Annotated in this window: 20 protein-coding genes; 11 read left to right on the top strand and 9 right to left on the bottom strand. The window is 73.1% G+C overall.

Translation table 11 applies throughout. The annotated features are described in order from the left end of the window. Positions 1-170: 170 nt before the first annotated feature. A complete protein-coding gene (locus tag ACFVUH_RS14570) occupies positions 171-833 on the top strand; it encodes a zinc ribbon domain-containing protein (RefSeq protein ID WP_355363024.1) in 663 nt (220 codons plus the stop codon). A 144-nt stretch (positions 834-977) separates the two neighbouring features. Here ACFVUH_RS14570 and ACFVUH_RS14565 read toward each other — a convergent pair whose 3' ends face one another. Both ACFVUH_RS14565 and ACFVUH_RS14560 read right to left on the bottom strand, forming a co-directional pair. Beyond that, positions 978-1,745 (bottom strand): hypothetical protein, encoded by a 768-nt coding sequence (locus ACFVUH_RS14565; RefSeq protein ID WP_387913429.1) that lies wholly within the window; start codon positions 1,743-1,745, stop codon positions 978-980. After that, complete coding sequence (locus ACFVUH_RS14560; protein WP_387913427.1) at positions 1,742-2,410, bottom strand: RNA polymerase sigma factor; 669 nt, start codon at positions 2,408-2,410, stop codon at positions 1,742-1,744. The genes ACFVUH_RS14565 and ACFVUH_RS14560 overlap by 4 nt, the downstream gene beginning before the upstream one ends. A gap of 117 nt (positions 2,411-2,527) precedes the next feature. Here ACFVUH_RS14560 and ACFVUH_RS14555 point away from each other — a divergent pair, with 117 nt between their 5' ends. Further along, positions 2,528-3,064 carry a GNAT family N-acetyltransferase gene (locus ACFVUH_RS14555; protein WP_355363028.1) on the top strand — a complete coding sequence of 179 codons (537 nt, stop codon included), beginning with the start codon at positions 2,528-2,530 and terminating at the stop codon, positions 3,062-3,064. A 37-nt stretch (positions 3,065-3,101) separates the two neighbouring features. On the opposite strand, the gene ACFVUH_RS14550 is transcribed toward ACFVUH_RS14555, so the two are convergent. After that, positions 3,102-3,428: an ArsR/SmtB family transcription factor gene (locus tag ACFVUH_RS14550; protein ID WP_387913425.1), complete on the bottom strand. Its 327-nt coding sequence runs from the start codon at positions 3,426-3,428 to the stop codon at positions 3,102-3,104. A 96-nt stretch (positions 3,429-3,524) separates the two neighbouring features. Here ACFVUH_RS14550 and ACFVUH_RS14545 point away from each other — a divergent pair, with 96 nt between their 5' ends. From ACFVUH_RS14545 to ACFVUH_RS14530, 4 genes are all read left to right on the top strand, one after another. Further along, entirely contained in the window at positions 3,525-3,863 is a 339-nt protein-coding gene (locus ACFVUH_RS14545) for a putative quinol monooxygenase (RefSeq protein WP_387913423.1), read from the top strand. A gap of 4 nt (positions 3,864-3,867) precedes the next feature. Next, the gene (locus tag ACFVUH_RS14540; protein WP_387913421.1) at positions 3,868-4,608 is read left to right on the top strand and encodes a hypothetical protein; all 741 of its coding nucleotides are present in this window, start codon (positions 3,868-3,870) and stop codon (positions 4,606-4,608) included. 44 nt (positions 4,609-4,652) lie between these two features. Further along, complete coding sequence (locus tag ACFVUH_RS14535; protein WP_387913420.1) at positions 4,653-5,468, top strand: class I SAM-dependent methyltransferase; 816 nt, start codon at positions 4,653-4,655, stop codon at positions 5,466-5,468. Positions 5,469-5,592: 124 nt separating this feature from the next. After that, on the top strand, positions 5,593-6,135 hold the full coding sequence (locus tag ACFVUH_RS14530) for an MOSC domain-containing protein (protein ID WP_387913418.1): 543 nt from the start codon (positions 5,593-5,595) through the stop codon (positions 6,133-6,135). Between the two features lie 186 nt (positions 6,136-6,321). On the opposite strand, the gene ACFVUH_RS14525 is transcribed toward ACFVUH_RS14530, so the two are convergent. Next, a complete protein-coding gene (locus tag ACFVUH_RS14525) occupies positions 6,322-7,551 on the bottom strand; it encodes a hypothetical protein (protein WP_387913416.1) in 1,230 nt (409 codons plus the stop codon). A gap of 432 nt (positions 7,552-7,983) precedes the next feature. Next, complete coding sequence (locus tag ACFVUH_RS14520) at positions 7,984-8,742, bottom strand: TioE family transcriptional regulator (protein WP_387913414.1); 759 nt, start codon at positions 8,740-8,742, stop codon at positions 7,984-7,986. A 79-nt stretch (positions 8,743-8,821) separates the two neighbouring features. Here ACFVUH_RS14520 and ACFVUH_RS14515 point away from each other — a divergent pair, with 79 nt between their 5' ends. Then, a complete protein-coding gene (locus ACFVUH_RS14515; RefSeq protein ID WP_387913413.1) occupies positions 8,822-9,847 on the top strand; it encodes an erythromycin esterase family protein in 1,026 nt (341 codons plus the stop codon). 36 nt (positions 9,848-9,883) lie between these two features. Next, positions 9,884-10,321, top strand: a complete 438-nt coding sequence (locus tag ACFVUH_RS14510; protein WP_387913411.1) for a hypothetical protein — start codon at positions 9,884-9,886, stop codon at positions 10,319-10,321. 286 nt (positions 10,322-10,607) lie between these two features. Here ACFVUH_RS14510 and ACFVUH_RS14505 read toward each other — a convergent pair whose 3' ends face one another. Continuing rightward, entirely contained in the window at positions 10,608-11,066 is a 459-nt protein-coding gene (locus tag ACFVUH_RS14505) for a hypothetical protein (protein ID WP_387913410.1), read from the bottom strand. Positions 11,067-11,187: 121 nt separating this feature from the next. Between ACFVUH_RS14505 and ACFVUH_RS14500 the strand changes: the two genes are divergently transcribed. Continuing rightward, complete coding sequence (locus ACFVUH_RS14500; RefSeq protein ID WP_387913408.1) at positions 11,188-11,994, top strand: alpha/beta fold hydrolase; 807 nt, start codon at positions 11,188-11,190, stop codon at positions 11,992-11,994. A gap of 6 nt (positions 11,995-12,000) precedes the next feature. On the opposite strand, the gene ACFVUH_RS14495 is transcribed toward ACFVUH_RS14500, so the two are convergent. After that, on the bottom strand, positions 12,001-12,378 hold the full coding sequence (locus ACFVUH_RS14495; RefSeq protein ID WP_355363052.1) for an ASCH domain-containing protein: 378 nt from the start codon (positions 12,376-12,378) through the stop codon (positions 12,001-12,003). A gap of 207 nt (positions 12,379-12,585) precedes the next feature. Here ACFVUH_RS14495 and ACFVUH_RS14490 point away from each other — a divergent pair, with 207 nt between their 5' ends. Both ACFVUH_RS14490 and ACFVUH_RS14485 read left to right on the top strand, forming a co-directional pair. Continuing rightward, entirely contained in the window at positions 12,586-13,389 is an 804-nt protein-coding gene (locus tag ACFVUH_RS14490) for a siderophore-interacting protein (RefSeq protein WP_387913405.1), read from the top strand. A 158-nt stretch (positions 13,390-13,547) separates the two neighbouring features. Continuing rightward, complete coding sequence (locus tag ACFVUH_RS14485; protein ID WP_387913404.1) at positions 13,548-14,093, top strand: hypothetical protein; 546 nt, start codon at positions 13,548-13,550, stop codon at positions 14,091-14,093. Positions 14,094-14,446: 353 nt separating this feature from the next. Here ACFVUH_RS14485 and ACFVUH_RS14480 read toward each other — a convergent pair whose 3' ends face one another. Together ACFVUH_RS14480 and ACFVUH_RS14475 are read right to left on the bottom strand one after the other, a co-directional pair. Next, positions 14,447-15,112 (bottom strand): RES family NAD+ phosphorylase, encoded by a 666-nt coding sequence (locus tag ACFVUH_RS14480; protein ID WP_387913402.1) that lies wholly within the window; start codon positions 15,110-15,112, stop codon positions 14,447-14,449. 4 nt (positions 15,113-15,116) lie between these two features. Beyond that, on the bottom strand, positions 15,117-15,758 hold the full coding sequence (locus tag ACFVUH_RS14475; RefSeq protein ID WP_387913401.1) for a hypothetical protein: 642 nt from the start codon (positions 15,756-15,758) through the stop codon (positions 15,117-15,119). Positions 15,759-15,926: the final 168 nt, after the last annotated feature.

Here is a 15,926-nt window from a genome sequence, read left to right as displayed (position 1 = left end):
CCATGAGCATGCCCGCGCCCGGGGGTTGTCCTCCCGGCGGTGACGCGGCCCGCTATAGCCTGTGCGACACGTCCCACCAGGCCCATCCGCACCATCGGGCAGAACCGGCGGGACGGTGGCGTGCGTCCAACGGCTGGACGCGTCAACAGGCGAACTGAGTGGAACGGGCGATGAGCGGCGAGATCTACTTCAGCAACAACTACCGGGACCTGAGCGAGCAGCACGGGACGGGAGCCGGGTTCCAGTTCGAGTTCTCCTGCGCCCGGTGCTACGACACCTGGCGCTCGCCGTTCGAGGCGTTCACCACCGGCCAGATGGCCGGCTGGCTGAGCAGGGGCGTGAGCGCGGCCTGGAACCTGATAGGCGGCACCGCGAGCAACAGCATCTCCAACGCCGCGGACGGCCTGGCCGGCGCCAACTGGGGCACCTCCAGAGACGCTGCCTTCCAACGGGCGATCAGCAACGCCGAGGCGCACTTCAACCGCTGCGCGCGCTGCACCCACTACGTGTGCGGCCGGTGCTGGAACAGCGCCCAGGGCCTGTGCCTGGGCTGTTCGCCCGACACCGCGGCGGAGGCCGTCGCCGCCCAGCAGCGGGGCCTGAACGACATGGTGTCGCAGCAGGCGTACCAGGTCGGCCAGCAGGCGGGGCAGGCGTACGACGTCACCACTCCGCGCCAACTGGTCTGCCCGCAGTGCCGGGCGGAGTCGCGCGGGACGGCGTTCTGCGGGGCCTGCGGGTTCCGACTGGCGCAGCCGTCCACCTGTCCCGGCTGTCACAACGAGGTGCCGGACGGGTCCGCCTTCTGCCCGACCTGCGGGACGCGCCGTTGACCGGTGCCGACCGCCGTTGACCGGCCGGTCAACGGCGGCGGGCGGTCGGCGCGGCCTTGTCGCGGCTCGGCGGCGTCGACCCGCTGGTGCCCGGAGCGGGACGTCGGCGGATCCGACGTCCCGCTCCGGGCACGCGGTGCGGCCTCAGCCGGCCGACGGGGTGGGGACAGGGCTCACCGAGGGCGCGCAGCCGGCGGCGCCGAACAGGACGCCGGCCTCCAGGCCGCCGAAGTCACCGCCCGGTCCGGGCTGGGCGGCCGGGAAGTGGAGGAGCAGTTCCCCTCCGGCATCGAGCTTGCTGCGGTCGATGGAGTAGACGGTCCTGCCGTCGCGGGTCGACGCCTCGATGAACACCGGGGACACCGGGTTCTTTCCCGCGGCGTCCTTGGGAACGGGCGTGACCATCGACTCCAGGGACCCGCAGCCGGGTTCGTCGCCGAAGACCCGGGTGCGGATGCCGAGCCGGTCGAGGTCGCGCTTGAGCCGGCCGGTGTCGACGGGCGTCGTGCTGTCGAGAACGACGATCGTGATGCGGTCGTCGGTCTTCGCGAGCTCGTAGGTGGCGTTGGTGATCCGCTCGAGCGGGCTCGGCGAGGCCGCGGGCGACGTGGTGGCCGGCACGGCAGGCGCCGCCGCGGACCGGCCCCGGCCGGCCGGGTCGCCGGGGAGGGAGGTCAGGGCGATACCCGCCGCCGCGACGGCCAGCCCGACCGGGAGCGCCAGGCGCAGGGCGAGCCCGCGTCGACGGACCGCCGGGGCGGGGAGCGCGTCCTTGGTGAGCGCGTTCATCAGATGTTCCTTCCGTAGGAGGTGGCGGTGCGGGGAGAGCCCCCGGGCCGCCGCGGCCGGCAGCAGCCGGGCCAGCTCCTCCCGCTCGGCCTGCTGGGACAGGCCCTCGGGTGTGGCGTTCATCGGGAAGTCTCCTTCGTCGACCGGGCCGCGAGCGCGCGGCCATCTGTGAACTGTCCGCCGCCGCCCGGGCGTTGCAGCAGAGCTGCCGAACGGGCGGAGCGCTCCGAGCGGGATGTCGCCAACTCGCGCTCCGTCAGCTCACGCAGCCGCGCCCGGGCGCGCGAGAGACGCGAGCGGATCGTCCCCACCGGCCGGCCCAGCGCCTCGGCGACGGCCGCGTGGTCCAGCCCCTCCCACACACAGAGCGCGAACACCTCCCGGTCGGCCGGGCGCAGCCGCCCCAGCGCGGCCTTGGCCGCGGCGAGCTGCTCCGCGTCCACCAGCCGGCCCGCGACCTCGGCGGCGAAGTCGGGCGTGGCGTCCGGCGGTGGCAGCTTGGCGAGGGTGTTGCGGTGCCGGCGCGCCGCCCGCCGGGTGTTGCGGATGACGTTGGTCGCGATGCCCAGCAGCCAGGGGCACAGACTCCCGCCCTCCGGCGCCACCCGCTCGCGCAGCCGCCACGCCTCCAGGAAGGTCAGCGACACGATGTCCTCGGCGGCGGCCCAGTCGCCGGTCATCCGGAGCGCATGCCGGTGCACGGCGCCGGAGTGATCCTCGAAGATCTGCCCGAACGCCGCCGCGTCGCCGGCGCGCACCCCGGCGCGAATCGAATTCTCCACAGCCATGCCCTGTCCCCCCGCGCCGCGCCGTTGCCGTGACCCGCGCCACATTCCCTGGCGCCTGTGCCGGGCGCCGGCGAAACCCACTTGCTCCCGGGGGCGCGATCACGTTGGCTGGGCGGCATGACCGACCTGCACACCGACCGCCTCCTGCTGCGCCGGTGGCGTGACGCCGACCGCGAACCGTGGGCGGCGATGAACGCCGACCCCGAGGTCCGCGAGCACCTGGGCGAGATCCTCACCCGCGAGCAGAGCGACGCCTCCGTCGCCCGCTTCGAAGCCGACCTCGACCGGCGCGGCTACGGCTGGTGGGCCGTCGAGGTCCGGGCCACCGGGGAGTTCATCGGCTTCGCCGGCCTGGACGACGTCGACGACGGCCTGCCGTTCACCGGCGTGGAGATCGGCTGGCGGCTCGCCCGCCCGGCCTGGGGCCACGGCTACGCCACCGAAGCGGCGCGGGCGGTCCTCGCCTTCGGCTTCGAGACGCTCGCCCTGCCCGAGATCCTCGCCGTCACCACGGCGGGCAACCTCCGCTCCCAGGCGGTGATGCGCCGGATCGGCATGACCACCGACCCGTCCGAGGACTTCGACGACCCCGGCGCGCCCGAGGGTCCGCTGCGCCGCAACGTCCTGTTCCGCATCGCGCCGCCCCGGTTCTGACGGGTCGCTCGCATCACGCGGGTCACTCCGCCGCCGGTCACTCCGCGGTCGGTGGCTCCTCGGCCGTGAGGATCGCCAGCAGCCCGGGGAAGCGCTGCTCGATGTCGGCGCGACGGAGGGTGGCCATCCGGCTGTTGCCCCGGTCGACCTGGCGGACCAGCCCGGCCTCGCGCAGCGTGCGGAAGTGGTAGGTGACCGTGGCCTTGCCGACCGGCAGGGCGAAGGAACTGCACGTGCGCGCGCCGTCCTCGGGTCCGGCGGCCAGCTCCCGCACGACACGCCGCCGCAGCGGGTCGGCCAGTGCCGCCAGGACGCGGCCGAGCTCGATCTCCGCCGTGTCCGGGTGCCCCTCGTCGTCGGGCATCGTCGTCCACCTCCCAGGTATGACTTGCATCGTACCTCCCAGGTCGCCTAACGTCCCGAGGTACGAGATCACTCGTACCTCCCGAAAGGACCCTCCGTGACCCAGCAGCCCTTCACCCTCGTCGGCACCGCCCGCCCCAAGCCCGAACGCGTCGACGACCTGCGCCGGCTCCTGCTCTCCTTCGTCGAGCCGACCCGCCAGGAGCCCGGCTGCCTGGAGTACCACTTCCACGAGGACCGCGACGCCCCCGGCGTCTTCGTCTTCTACGAGGCCTGGCGCAGCGAGGAGGACCTGGACGCCCACCTCGCCCTGCCCCACATGCGCGACTTCTGGGAGCACCGGATGGACTACCTGGAGCAGGACCTGGAGATCCGCCGGCTCACCATGCACAGCCCGTACGAGTCCCCCGAGCGGCGCACCGCCCCGGTACGCTGACGCGATGCTGCTCCCCGCCGTCCCGCGCATCCGTCTGCGGCCGCCGTTCCGGCCGACCGTCGACACGCCGTTCGGCCCGCTCGCCTTCGAGACGGACCTCGGGGACGCCGCCCTCCTCCCGGCGCGGCCCGACGAACTCTTCACGCTGCCCGGCCCGGACGGCCGCCTGATCGCCCGCTGGACCCGCCCCTCGGCCCGCGTCGAACTGCTGCTCACCGCGTACGACCCGGAGCTGGACCCCGGGACCTGGGGGCCGCTGACCGACTGCCGGGCGGCCGTCTGGCGGATCGACGCCCGGGTGCCGCTGCGGCGGGTGCGGTTCTCGGCGTCGCTGCCCACTCCGCTGCCCGCCGGCGCCGACTCGGGCTGGGACGGCGGCCAGGCACTGGCCGCGTTCACCGTCGAGGACGAGCGGACCCGCCTCACCGTCGGCGGTCACGACGAGGAGGCGATCTGCGGGGCGGCCGCGGCGCGCGAGGCCCCTCGGCGCTGGACGGCGCTGCTCGACGAGGTGTACGCGCGTTCGTTCACCACCTGGGGTGTCGACGCCGGCGGCGGCCCCGACATGACGTGGACCCTGCCGCCCCTGGAGCCCGGCGACCACTGCGAACTCCCGGTGGTGGCCGCCTGGGCGCCGGTCGAGGACGACACCGCCAACACCTGGTACGCGGTCATGCCGTCGTCGACGGTGGTGCTGCGTCAGGTCGCGGCCACGGTCCCGAACGGCCCCGCGCAGCGGCCTTGATCGACCGCCCGCCCCGGCCCGCCGCGGCAGGCTAGGCTGCGACGATGGACCGCTTGACCGACGCGCCCGAGACCCCCGCCGAGCTTGCCGCGGAGCCGCCCGCCGAACTCTCCGTCGAGCCCGAGCTGCCCGCCCCGGCTCGGGTGAACGACTACGACGGCTTCGCCGAGGCGTTCTCGGCGGAGACCGAGAACAACCTCCTCAACGCCTACCACGCCCGGCCTGCGATCCTCGCCCTCGCCGGGGAGGTGGCCGGCCGCCGGATCCTGGACGCGGGCTGCGGCTCCGGCGCCCTCTCCGCCGACCTGCGCGAGCGCGGTGCGACCGTGGCCGGCATCGACTCCAGCGCCGGCATGCTGGAGCTGGCCCGCCGCCGCCTCGGCGAGGACGCCGACCTGCACGTGGGCGACCTGGGCGACCGACTGCCCTTCGAGGACGGGGCCTTCGACGACGTGGTCGCCTCGCTGGTGCTGCACTACCTGGAGGACTGGGGGCCGACGCTCGCCGAGATGCGCAGGGTGCTCAGGCCCGGTGGCCGCCTGATCGCCTCCGTCCAGCACCCGTTCGTCGACTACGCGATCCAGAACCCCCGGCCCGACTACTTCGCCACCACCAGCTACACCGACGAGTGGACGTTCGACGGCCGGACCTACCCGGTGACCTTCTGGCGCCGCCCGCTGCACGCGATGACCGACGCCTTCACCGCGGCCGGCTTCCGCCTCACCGCCCTCAGCGAACCCCAACCCGACCCGGCCGCCCGTGAGTTGTTCCCCAAGGACTTCCACCACCTCTCGACCAAGATGAGCTTCCTCTTCTTCGTCGTCGAGGTCCCGGAGCCCGTGCCGGCCGTGGCCGACTGACCCCGCACCGCCCGGAACGGGGGGCGGGTCGAGGCCGAAAACGATCGTGCACCACCCGGGCGGTCGCGAAGCCGGGCCTAGGATGTGGGGTGGATCATCGCCCCCAGTGGGAGGTTTCGCACGGATGAGTGGCACGGTCGCCGCGGTCAGCGGCAACGGGGAGTACTCCTTCACCAAGCCGAACCGCGACAGCATCACGCTGCTCGCCGGGCTCGGGGTGGAGGGCGACGTGCATGCGGGGGTGACCGTCAAGCACCGGTCACGCGTCGCGAAGGACCCGACGCGGCCGAACCTGCGGCAGGTCCACCTCATCCACGAGGAGCTGTTCACCGCGGTGGGGGAACAGGGATTCGCCGTTTCGGCCGGCCAGTTGGGGGAGAACGTCACCACGCGCGGCATCGACCTGCTCGGCCTGCCGACCGGCACGCTGCTGCGGATCGGCACGGAGGCGGTGGTCGAGGTCACCGGCCTGCGCAACCCGTGCCTGCAGATCGACCGCTTCCAGGCCGGCCTGCTGAAGCAGGTCCTCGGCCGCGACGAGGCCGGGAACGTGGTGCGCAAGGCCGGGATCATGGGAGTGGTCCGGGAGGGCGGGCCGGTCCGCCCCGGCGACACGATCGAGATCGAGCTGCCGGAGGGACCGCACCGCCCGCTCGAATGCGTCTGAGGCAGGGCCTGGCGGACGACCTCGGGAACCGGGCGCGCGTAGCCGCGGTCCGCCGGGGCGAGCGCGGTGGCGGGACCGGGCGCGCCGCGACTCCTGGTGGCACGGGCGCCGTTCCCGCGCTGAGCAGCGGGTTCCCCCCGGGCCGCGTCCGGCCCGGGGGAAACCTCAGGTGTTCACGAGGCCGGCTCAGGCGAGCTGCAGGCCCCAGGTGTTGTAGATGTCGACGACCTCGGTCCAGCGGATGGTGGTCCCGCCGCCCCAGCTGTTGATGCCGCGGGCCTGGCGGGTGTCGCCGGTGATGCCGAACACCAGCCCGCCGCTGTCACCGCCCTGGATCGCGGTGTAGCCGCTCACCTGGGTGCCCTCGACGCCGCGGTGGCCGACGCCGTTGCTGCCGGTCCAGGACTTGTCCTGGTCCACGACCTTGATGCCGCACATGACGCCGGTGGTGTAGCCGTCCTGGCAGACGAAGTCACCGTTGTACGAGTACGCCGAGCTGGTCAGCGTCAGGGTGAAGGAGTTGTTGACCGGGCCGTCCCACTCACGGCCGGCCGTCCAGCCGGTGCCCTGGACGTCGATCGCGATCGCGTCCCACTGGTCGGCGCGTGCCACGACGTTCCCGAGGTAGTTCCGGCCGCCGTTCTCCCACCCCGTGTAGACGGAGGCCCCGTCGGAGAAGCAGTGCGCGGCGGTGATCAGGAACGAGCGGTTGTCCGACTTGCGCCGGGTGGGCACGCCGGACGTGCACTTGTACCCGCTGCTCCAGCCCGCGTCGGTGAGGGCCTCACCCGCGATCCACGCCGGGGTGTCCCGCAGCCGCGACATGTCGGAGCCCTCGGTGGAGGGTTCCAGGACCGTGTCGACGCCGGCCGGGTCGCTCGCGGTCAGCGCCCGGCTCGCGGCCGCCTTCTGCTTGGCGCGCTCGACGTTCTTCACACCGATCCGCAGCCCGCTGCCGTCGGACGGCACGGAGACGCTGTCGAGCTCGTTGCCGTACTCGCCCTTCGCCCCCAGGACGCGATCACGGGCCTCGTGCAGCGCCTGGCGCGTGTACTTGGCCTGCTTGATCCGGGCCAGGTTGGTGTCGATGCTCGGGTCGGCGGCCTTGGCCGCCGCCAGGAACCGCTTCGCCTCGCTCCGGTCGGTCAGGTAGACGTTGACCGTGTGCGCCCCCGCGTTGAGCTCGACACCGGCGTAGACGCCGGCCAGGTCCGCCTTGCCGACCGCGTCGGCGGCGCTCGCCAGCGCGCGCAGCGGGTTGAGCAGCTTCGCCTGCTCGGCCGGCGCCATCGAGGCGATCTGGATGTCCGACAGCGACGGCAGCGGGCTCGCCGCGAACGCGGAGCCCGGAACCACGGCCGTGACCGTCACCACCGTGGCAGCACTGACCAGGGCAGCCTTCAGCGACCTCTTCATACGTCCCCCCTAGGAGTATCACCGAGTGCGAACGTCTGTTCGCTGGAGGAGAACCTAGCCGAATCGCGCTGCGCGGAGGAGGGGGTTCGGAAAGGTTTCCGGAAGATCCGAGGTGCTCCCTACTTGCCGGAATCTGCCATGAATTGACGGCCATTCATCTATTTCCGGCGATGGGGGAGGGGGTGAAGCGCAGGGAAAGGCGACGCCCCCCTCCGTCATGGACATGCTGTATGCACGTCATCGCAGTTCAGGGCCGACGGCCTGGCTCGGCCATTCCGGCGTGTCGATGACGAACACCGCGAGACCGGGTATTTCCGGGCGTGCCGGTTCCCCCACCCGTGGACGCCGGTTCGGCGCGAACCCTCCGCGAGCGGGAGAGCCCCCGCCTGTGCGACAGCGGATTCCGCTTCGGTGTGTGAATGATGAAACCCGCTACCGCACAAGGTAGTTGTGGAGGTGTGCGGCGGCGTTCAGCATCGCCAGGCCGCGGTCCGTCAGTCGTTGCTGCCAGCCTGCGAGGGTGGCGGCGAGGGCGCTGGTGCCCCCTGCTGTGCGGATCTGCTCGACGACCGCCGCGATGTCCTGGAGTCGGTAGCCGCCGCGGCGCAGCAGGTGGGCGAGGTCGGCGTCGCGAACGTCGCTCGCGTGGAAGACGCGGTAGCCGGTGGCGGGGTCGCGGGCGGGTCGGAGGATGCCCGCCGCCTCCCAGGTGCGCAGGGTGGCGGGGGTCAGCCGGAGGCGGTGGGCGAGTTCGCCGATGCTGCGGGGGAGGGGGCCGGCGGGGTCTCCGGGGGCGGGGACGGGGGCGGTGATGGTGGTGGTGGCGAGGTGGTCGACGGCTGCGCGGACGGCGGTGAGGGTTTCGCGGTCGCGGAGCAGCTGGGTGTGCCCGCCGTGGACGGCGGTCAGGGCGTCGTCAGTGCGCCCGTCATGCACGGCGTTCATGATCGCTCCGGCGGTCCGGTGCCCGTAGGCCCGCACGAGCGCGAGGAAGGTGCGCAGCGCCGTCGCGTGCAGCTCGGTGTAGATCCGGTACCCGGTGGCCGTCCGCTCGGCGGGCGGGAGGAAGCCGTCCTGCTCGTAGTTGCGGACGGCCTGCGGGGAGAGACCGTGCTCGCGTGCGAGGTCGGCAGGGCGCAGGGTCGTCCGTTTGCTGCCGGGGTTACCGGGGCTACCGGGGTTGCTGACCACTTTGAGACTTTATAAGAGATTCCTCGGGCCGAGAACCGAAAAAGTCTCAACCGCTCTTTCAGAGATACGCTTGAGGCTCATGACACAGGACATCCGAGACTTCCTGCCCTCGTCGTGCGGCCTGGTGGCGTACGGGGAGCCGACGCACCAGGAGCCGGCCTTCGGGCGGGCCCGCAACGAACTGTTCGCCCAGTTGGTCGGGCACGGCTTCCGGTCGATCGTGCTGGAGACCGACCGGGTGGCGGCGCTGACGGTCGATGCCTTCGTCCGGGAGGGGGTGGGGTCGCTGGAGGACGTGATGCGGGACGGCTTCACCCACGGCTTCGGCGAGCAGGAGCCGAACCGGCGGCTGGTGGCGTGGATGCGCGAGTACAACCGCACCCGGCCGGCGGAGGAGCGCCTGGCGTTCCACGGCTTCGACGCCCCGACCGAGAACGCCTCGGCCCCGAGCCCCCGCCCGTACCTCGAACACGCCCGTGACTACCTGGGGATCGACTTGGACGTGGTGGCCCTGGTCGGCGACGACGAGTGGTGGAGCCGGACGGAGGCGGTGATGGACGCGGCGATGTCGCCGGGCGCTTCGGCGGAGGCGGACCGGCTGCGGGCGGTCGCCGACGATCTGCTCGGCCGGCTGCACGCCCGCGCGGCGGAGCTGATCGCGGCCACGTCGAGGGCGGAGTGGGAGGTGGCGAGGACGCATCTGACGGCGGGGGCGGGGCTGTTGAGGTATCACCGGCAGGCGGCGCGGCCGATGGAGCCGAGCGATCGGCTCGCGGGGCTGTTGGGGGCCAGGGACGAGATCATGGCCCGGAACCTGCTCGACATCCGGAGCCTGGAGGCCGGGCGGGGTGGGACGTTCGTGTTCGCCCACGACGCCCACCTCCGGCGGAACCCGAGCGTGTGGCGGATGGGAGAGAAGGACGTGACCTGGAACGGAGCCGGCCGGATCGTGGCCGCGTTGGTGGGCGGGGAGGACTACTTCTTCGTGGCGGGAGGCCTCGGCCGGCCGGGGCCGTGGCGGCTGGAGCCGGTGGGGGAGGAGTCTCCGCTCGCCGACGCCGATCTGCTGCTGGAGGTCGAGGGCGGTGGTTCCGAGGCCGGCTGAGCCGGTTGTCGGAGGCTGCCACTACGGTGAACACCCATGAGCTACGACGTGTCCTTCCTCGACCTTCGCCGGTATCCCCTGTGGGAGGCGATCGCGGCCGACGGCAGCGACCAGCGGACGACCGTTCCGCAGGACCTGGTCGACGCATGGCAGCGGATCACCCCGAGGGCGCTCGAGCTGCTGGGTGACGCGGAGGTGGGCGGGAACGAGCGGTGGCTCGGCCTCGACCACAACGCGTCCGGCCTCCAGCTGTCGGTGCGCGGCGGGGACGTGATGATGAACGTGCCCTACTGGCACCAGGGCGAGCAGGCCGAGCGGGTGATGGCGCTGGTGCACGCCCTGGCCGTGATCGTGGAGGAGGAAACCGGCCTGAGCGCCTACGACCCGCAGACCGGCAACCTCCTCACCGAGTCCCCGGCTCAGGAGGCCGCCGAGGTGGTGAACAGCACCGCCGCCTGGGTCGAGCGTTACTGACGGAGACGGTCGAACTCCCCGGCGCGGGTGGCGCGCCCTGCACGCCCGGACCGGCCTCCACCGCAGCGACCTCTTCGGTGCCCGCCTCGCCGACCCCCGCGACCTGCCCACCCTCCTCAGCCCCGCCCTCCTCAGCCCCGCCCACAACGCCCGCACCCAACAGGCCCCTCGCCACCCTCGGCCGCACCCTCCCCCTCCTCACCCACGGCCAACACGCCGCCCCCTGGCCGGGGCCCTGGAGCAGGAAGTCGGCGGGCCCGACTTCCCACTCCGGGGTCGTTCACCCTCAGTCGACCGTGAGCGGTTCGTCGGCGGGGCCTTTGGTGTAGTCGTCCACCCACCGGAGCTCGTGCTCGCAGTTGCCGTAGGCGTGGCCACGGGGGTTGAGGCACTGGTAGCGCCAGTAGCCGCTCACCGGTCCGCTGTAAGGCGGCCACCGTGGCACGTCGATGTCGGCCGTGTCGAAGTCGGGGGTGAACTCGGCGATGCCATAGGCGTATTCGAGGCCGTCGAGGCTGTCGAGGTCGTCGGGATCGTCGGAGTCGTCGTCGGCGGTTCCACGGGCGACGGCGACGGCGATGACGCCTCCGACCACCGCGGCGGCCACGCCGATCAGACGCGCCCGTTCGGCGGGCCCGAGGTTCTTCCACCGGTCGGCGATGCGCCGACCCAGGGGCTTTCTCCTGCCGCCCTCCTCCGGCGGCGGGTCGGACGGCGGCTCGGGCGCTGGTGGCTCGTCGGTCATGTGTCGCCCTCCGCGGGGAGTTGCCAGGGCCGCCCAGTCTGCCAGGGCCCAAGCCCCTCTTCATCCACGGCCAACATGCCGCCGCCTGAGCGGGTGTGACCTTCTCTGCGAGGATGACCGGATGCCGCACTTCACGTCATATGACGGAACGACGTTGTTCTATGAGGTCACCGGGACGGGCCCCGCGCTGCTCTGCCTGGCGGGCGGGCCGGGTGCGGACGTCCGCGACCTCGGCAGCCTCGGCGGACTGGACGCGTTCCGCACGCTGATCATGCTGGACGGCCGGGCCGCCGGCCGTTCCGAAACCCCAGAGGACCGGGCCGGTTGCGCGTTCACCGCGCAGGCCCGCGACCTGGAGGAGCTGCGGGGGCGGCTGGGGATCGAACGCCTGGACGTGCTGGCCCACTCGGCCGGCACGCTGACCGCTCAGGCGTTCGCGGCCGACCACCCGGTGAACACGGGCCGGCTCGTCCTCGTCACCCCGGCCGGCCTGGTCTCCCGGGAGGCGGACGAGCCCGACGTGGCGGCGATCCGGGCCCGGCGCGCCGCCGATCCGGGCACCGCCGAGGCGGTGGCGGCCGGGGCGGAGCCCTGGCACTACGGCGCCTGGTCGGAGGCGGCGCGTCGGCACCACGAGGCCGGGGGCGACTGGCCGCAGCCGCCGTCGTGGCTGCGCGAGGCCTTCTACGTGCGGCCGGCCTCCGAGGCGGCCGCGGCGACCGAGGCCGCCCGACGGGCCGCCGTGCGGTGCCCGGTGCTCGTGGTCGCCGGGGCCGAGGACGGGGTGGCGGGCGTCGACAAGCCGCGCCACGTCGCGTCCTGCTACCCGGCCGGACGCCTGGAGGTGCTCACCGGGAGCGGACACTGGCCGTGGGTCGACGAGCCGACGGCCTTCCGTGACCTGGTCACCGGCTTCCTGGCCGACTGACGGCGGTCACGGAGCCTCGACCAGGCGGAACGCCAGGCAGACCACGGGGGTGCCGTCCTCCACCCGGCTGCCCTCGCGCTCCCAGAAACCGCGGTGCCCGGCGCGCCACTCCTCCAGCGAGGCGTCGCCCTCCCCCTCCGCCCGGGCGTGCTCCCAGTCGACCTCGGCGAACGGCTTCACCTCCACTCCGGTGATCTCGATGACCCCGACGGGCCGTCCGTCGTCGTCCAGCAGCACCAGCCGCTCACCGGGGTGCTCCAGGTCCTCCGCCTCCTCGGCGTACTCCGCCAGCAGGCCGGTGGTGGCGGTCTTCCGACCGGCCAGGGCCAGGGAGTTCAGCTCGGCCCGAAGTCCTCCAGGAGTGCCGAGTTCCATCGACCGCATGCCATTGACCCGTGGCCACATTCCGCCATCGCCCCTTCCGAGTGCCGCCGACCGGTTGATCGTCCCCACCTGACGATAGGGGGTCCGGGGTGGCGGCTGGGGACGAACACCTCGTTAGATAGGTTAGCCTTACCTAAATCAAGGTGAGAGGAGACGGCCCTGACCAGCACCAGCGCCCCCGCGCGCTTCCTGCTCTTCCCGCTCCAGGTGGTCCGGGCCACCCGGATCACCCCGCACATGGCCCGCATCACCCTCGGCGGTCCCGCCCTCGCCGGGTTCGTCAACGGCGGCCTCGACCAGCGGGTGAAGCTCCTGCTGCCCCTCCCCGGGCAGACCGAACCCCTGGTGGTGCCCGAAGGCGAGGAGGAGTTCGGCTGGTACCGGAGCTGGCAGGCCATGGACCCGGCCGTCCGCCCGGTACCGCGCACCTACACCGTCCGCGCGCGGCGTCACGACCCGGACGAGGTCGACATCGACATCGCCGTCCACGGCGACCACGGACCGGGCTCGCGCTGGGCCGTGACGGCGGCGCCCGGCGACCGGGTGATCGTCTACGGGCCGGCGGTCGAGGAGGCCGGCGGCGTCGAGTTCCGGCTGCCCGACGGGGCGGACTGGGTGCTGCTCGCAGGGGACGAGTCCACGCTGCCCGCCGTCGCCGCGATCCTCGGCGAACTGCCCGCGGGCCTGCCGGTGAAGGTCTTCGCGGAGGTCGAGGGGCCGCGGGAGCACGCCTATCTGCCCGCCGGCCGGCCGGGCACCGACATCACCTGGCTGCACCGGGGCACCCCGGGGACCCCCACCCTCCCCGACGCCGTCCGCGCGGCCGAACTGCCCGGCGGCGCGCCGTACGCGTGGATCGCGGGCGAGGCGGCGGCCGTCCGTGAGCTGCGCCGCCACCTGGTGCGCGAACGCGGCTACGACCGGCGCGCCGTCTGCTTCATGGGCTACTGGCGGCTCGGCCGCACCGAGGACCAGCGCGCCGACAAGCCGGTGGAGGCGGACACGGAGTGAGGCGGGCACGGAGTGGGGCGGGCGCGGCCCGAGCGGCCCGGCGTGGTCGAGTCCGGATTCGAGGAGCGTCGAAGGGCTTTGCCCGGCCGCCCCGCGCGCGGTGAGACTCTTCGAGGCAATCCGCCACCAGGAGAAGTGACCTGAGGAGAGTGTCCGTCATGAGGATCGCGCGTTCCCTCGTTCCCCGCACCGGTGTCGCCCTCGGTGCCGTGCTGATGGCGGCCGGACTGCTGGGCGGCACCGCCGCCCAGGCCGCCGACGGCGCCCCGGTCGCGAGCGCCCCCGCCGCCACCGCTGCCGCCGCGGTGTCCGACGCCGACCAGACTGTCATCCACGGCACCGCGGGCCTGAACCGCGGCGAGAGCTGGTCCTCGCCCGACGGCAGCACCGTGCTCTTCCAGCAGTGGGACGGGCATGTGGTGCTGTACAAGAACAACGTCGCCATCTGGACGGCCGTCGGCACGTACGGCGTCGGCACCTACCTCTACATGCAGGCGGACGGCAACCTCGTCGCGTACGACGCCGCCATGCGCGCCGTGTGGAACAGCCGGACGCCGTACCACCCGGGCGCGTACCTCGCCATCCAGAACAGCGGCAACCTGGTCATCTACTCGGGCAGCACCCCGCTCTGGTGGTCCAACTACCGCCCCGGCGGCTCCGACCCGACCGACCCCGAGTGCCGCCCGGGCCGTCTCTGCCCGTGACCGCGGCCGTGATCGCGACCGTGATCGCGAGACGACGCGACCGCGTGCCCGCGTAGCCGGGCAGCCGGATGGCCCGGAAGCGCGGCAACCCGAGGACCCGCCCCGCCCGGCCCCCGTCCGGGCGGGGCGGCACCCAGCGCGTCGTGCACTTTGCAAAGTTTGCAAAGTCTCACACTTTGCAAAGTGTGAAGTCCGAGCCCCACCGGTTGCGTTGGCGCGCTGACCTGTAGGTATCCGTCAGAACTTTGCAAAGTGACACTTTGCAAAGATGCGGAGGGGAAGGCGGAAGCGGGCGATCGCTGGAGGCCGGTGAAGGCCGGTGAAGGCCGAACCGGCCGGCTTCCGCCACGCCCCTACCGGCGCGGCGGGTCGATCCGGGTGCGGGCCGGGGCGAGGAGGCGGTTGAGCAGTTCGGCACCCTCGGCGGTGTCCAGCGCGACGGGCGCCGCGCCCGTCGGCTTGACCATGGCGGGCGCGTCGCCGCGCTCGTAGAGGATGCAGGCGCTGCTCCCCAGGTCCCGCTTGGACGGCCACCGCAGGCCGTGCGCCCACGGTGCCTGGCCGCGGATCCAGGCCGCCCAGCGGCGGGTGCGCGGGTAGGCGTCGGGGGTGGAGTGGATCAGCCACTCGTCCTGGTGGACGGCCGCGAGCTGGTCGAGCGTCATCAGGCCGACCAGCGGGATGTCGCAGGTGGTCTCGATCCGCGAAAGCACCCTGCCCCGCACCGCGGCACGCCGGATCCGCCGCCAGCCGCGCTCGTCGAACGGGACGCCGCGCACCAGGGTCTCCATCACCGCCGTCCGCTCGGAGAACCCGGCGTACAGGTACGGCAGGTGAGCGCCGTCGCCCTGGTAGGAGCAGAACCGCCCGCCCTCGTAGTGGGTGTCGGAGGGGTTCGGGTTGAACGTGGTGGCCGGGTACGCCGCCAGGTGCACGCGGTGCAGGACGGTACCGGCGGGCAGGACGTCGCGGTGCGGGGTGGCGCGCACGGTCGGGGCGGGGACCTTCACGTCGGGCATGCCCTCACCACTCCGCGATCTCGGCGCGGGCGGCGGCGAGCAGTGTGTGCTCACCGGCGGTTCCCAGCAGACGGGCGGGCACGGTGTCCAGCCAGGCGTTGGCGCCCAGCCACCAGTCCGCCACGCCCCACGGGTCGTCGTCGGCGTCGAGCAGGCGGTTGACGGCCACGACGACGGGCAGCGGGCGGCCGGAGTCGCCGTCGAACTGGAACGACGGCAGGCGGACGGTGCCCTGGCGGTCGGTCAGCCGGATGAGGTCGGGGTCGGCGGGGTCGTGCCCGCCCGCCCGGTAGTCCGCGGCGGTGACGGAGTCGGCGGCGAGCAGCCAGTCGTCGGCGTCGTCGGGCGGCGTGGGCGGGCCCAGGAGCAGCGCCCCGAGGTTGCCCACGCCGACCGCCAGGGCGCCGGACGCCGTCACGTCGCCGCCCCGGGCGTAGCGCACGTTGTCGTCGAGGAGCTCACGCACCGGGTGCCCGTCGGGAAGGGCGGCGCGCACGAGTCGCTGGACCTTGCGCGCGATGCGCTCCGGATCGCCGCTCGTGTCCGCGGCGAGCGCCCGGAGTCCGGCCCGGGACGGTTCGTCGAGGAGGTCCCAGATCTCGTCCCAGTGCTCACGCAGGGCTGCCAGTACGTCCTCCGGCACCATCGTCCCTCACCCCCGCCCGCTCCCGCTCCCGGCCCGATCTGCCGCGCGCCTGTCGGCCGTCCGTCAGGGTAGCGCGTCGCGGCGTTCCGCGGGCCGTGATCTCGGATTCGCAAAGGCAGGACGGATCCGGCCGGTTCTGCGGCATGATGGTCGTTCAGCAGCACCTCG

This window comes from Kitasatospora sp. NPDC058032 (assembly GCF_042885845.1).
Lineage (GTDB): Bacteria > Actinomycetota > Actinomycetes > Streptomycetales > Streptomycetaceae > Kitasatospora.
The sequence above is the reverse complement of the archived record's forward strand: the minus strand, read 5'-3'. Positions and strand labels throughout refer to the sequence as shown.

Coding starts and splice junctions, on each gene's coding strand:
- ACFVUH_RS14570 (WP_355363024.1), top strand. CDS start 171: ATGAGCGGCGAGATCTACTTCAGCAACAACTACCGGGACCTGAGCGAG.
- ACFVUH_RS14565 (WP_387913429.1), bottom strand. CDS start 1,745: ATGAACGCCACACCCGAGGGCCTGTCCCAGCAGGCCGAGCGGGAGGAG.
- ACFVUH_RS14560 (WP_387913427.1), bottom strand. CDS start 2,410: ATGGCTGTGGAGAATTCGATTCGCGCCGGGGTGCGCGCCGGCGACGCG.
- ACFVUH_RS14555 (WP_355363028.1), top strand. CDS start 2,528: ATGACCGACCTGCACACCGACCGCCTCCTGCTGCGCCGGTGGCGTGAC.
- ACFVUH_RS14550 (WP_387913425.1), bottom strand. CDS start 3,428: ATGCCCGACGACGAGGGGCACCCGGACACGGCGGAGATCGAGCTCGGC.
- ACFVUH_RS14540 (WP_387913421.1), top strand. CDS start 3,868: ATGCTGCTCCCCGCCGTCCCGCGCATCCGTCTGCGGCCGCCGTTCCGG.
- ACFVUH_RS14535 (WP_387913420.1), top strand. CDS start 4,653: ATGGACCGCTTGACCGACGCGCCCGAGACCCCCGCCGAGCTTGCCGCG.
- ACFVUH_RS14530 (WP_387913418.1), top strand. CDS start 5,593: ATGAGTGGCACGGTCGCCGCGGTCAGCGGCAACGGGGAGTACTCCTTC.
- ACFVUH_RS14525 (WP_387913416.1), bottom strand. CDS start 7,551: ATGAAGAGGTCGCTGAAGGCTGCCCTGGTCAGTGCTGCCACGGTGGTG.
- ACFVUH_RS14515 (WP_387913413.1), top strand. CDS start 8,822: ATGACACAGGACATCCGAGACTTCCTGCCCTCGTCGTGCGGCCTGGTG.
- ACFVUH_RS14510 (WP_387913411.1), top strand. CDS start 9,884: ATGAGCTACGACGTGTCCTTCCTCGACCTTCGCCGGTATCCCCTGTGG.
- ACFVUH_RS14505 (WP_387913410.1), bottom strand. CDS start 11,066: ATGACCGACGAGCCACCAGCGCCCGAGCCGCCGTCCGACCCGCCGCCG.
- ACFVUH_RS14500 (WP_387913408.1), top strand. CDS start 11,188: ATGCCGCACTTCACGTCATATGACGGAACGACGTTGTTCTATGAGGTC.
- ACFVUH_RS14495 (WP_355363052.1), bottom strand. CDS start 12,378: ATGCGGTCGATGGAACTCGGCACTCCTGGAGGACTTCGGGCCGAGCTG.
- ACFVUH_RS14485 (WP_387913404.1), top strand. CDS start 13,548: ATGAGGATCGCGCGTTCCCTCGTTCCCCGCACCGGTGTCGCCCTCGGT.
- ACFVUH_RS14480 (WP_387913402.1), bottom strand. CDS start 15,112: ATGCCCGACGTGAAGGTCCCCGCCCCGACCGTGCGCGCCACCCCGCAC.
- ACFVUH_RS14475 (WP_387913401.1), bottom strand. CDS start 15,758: ATGGTGCCGGAGGACGTACTGGCAGCCCTGCGTGAGCACTGGGACGAG.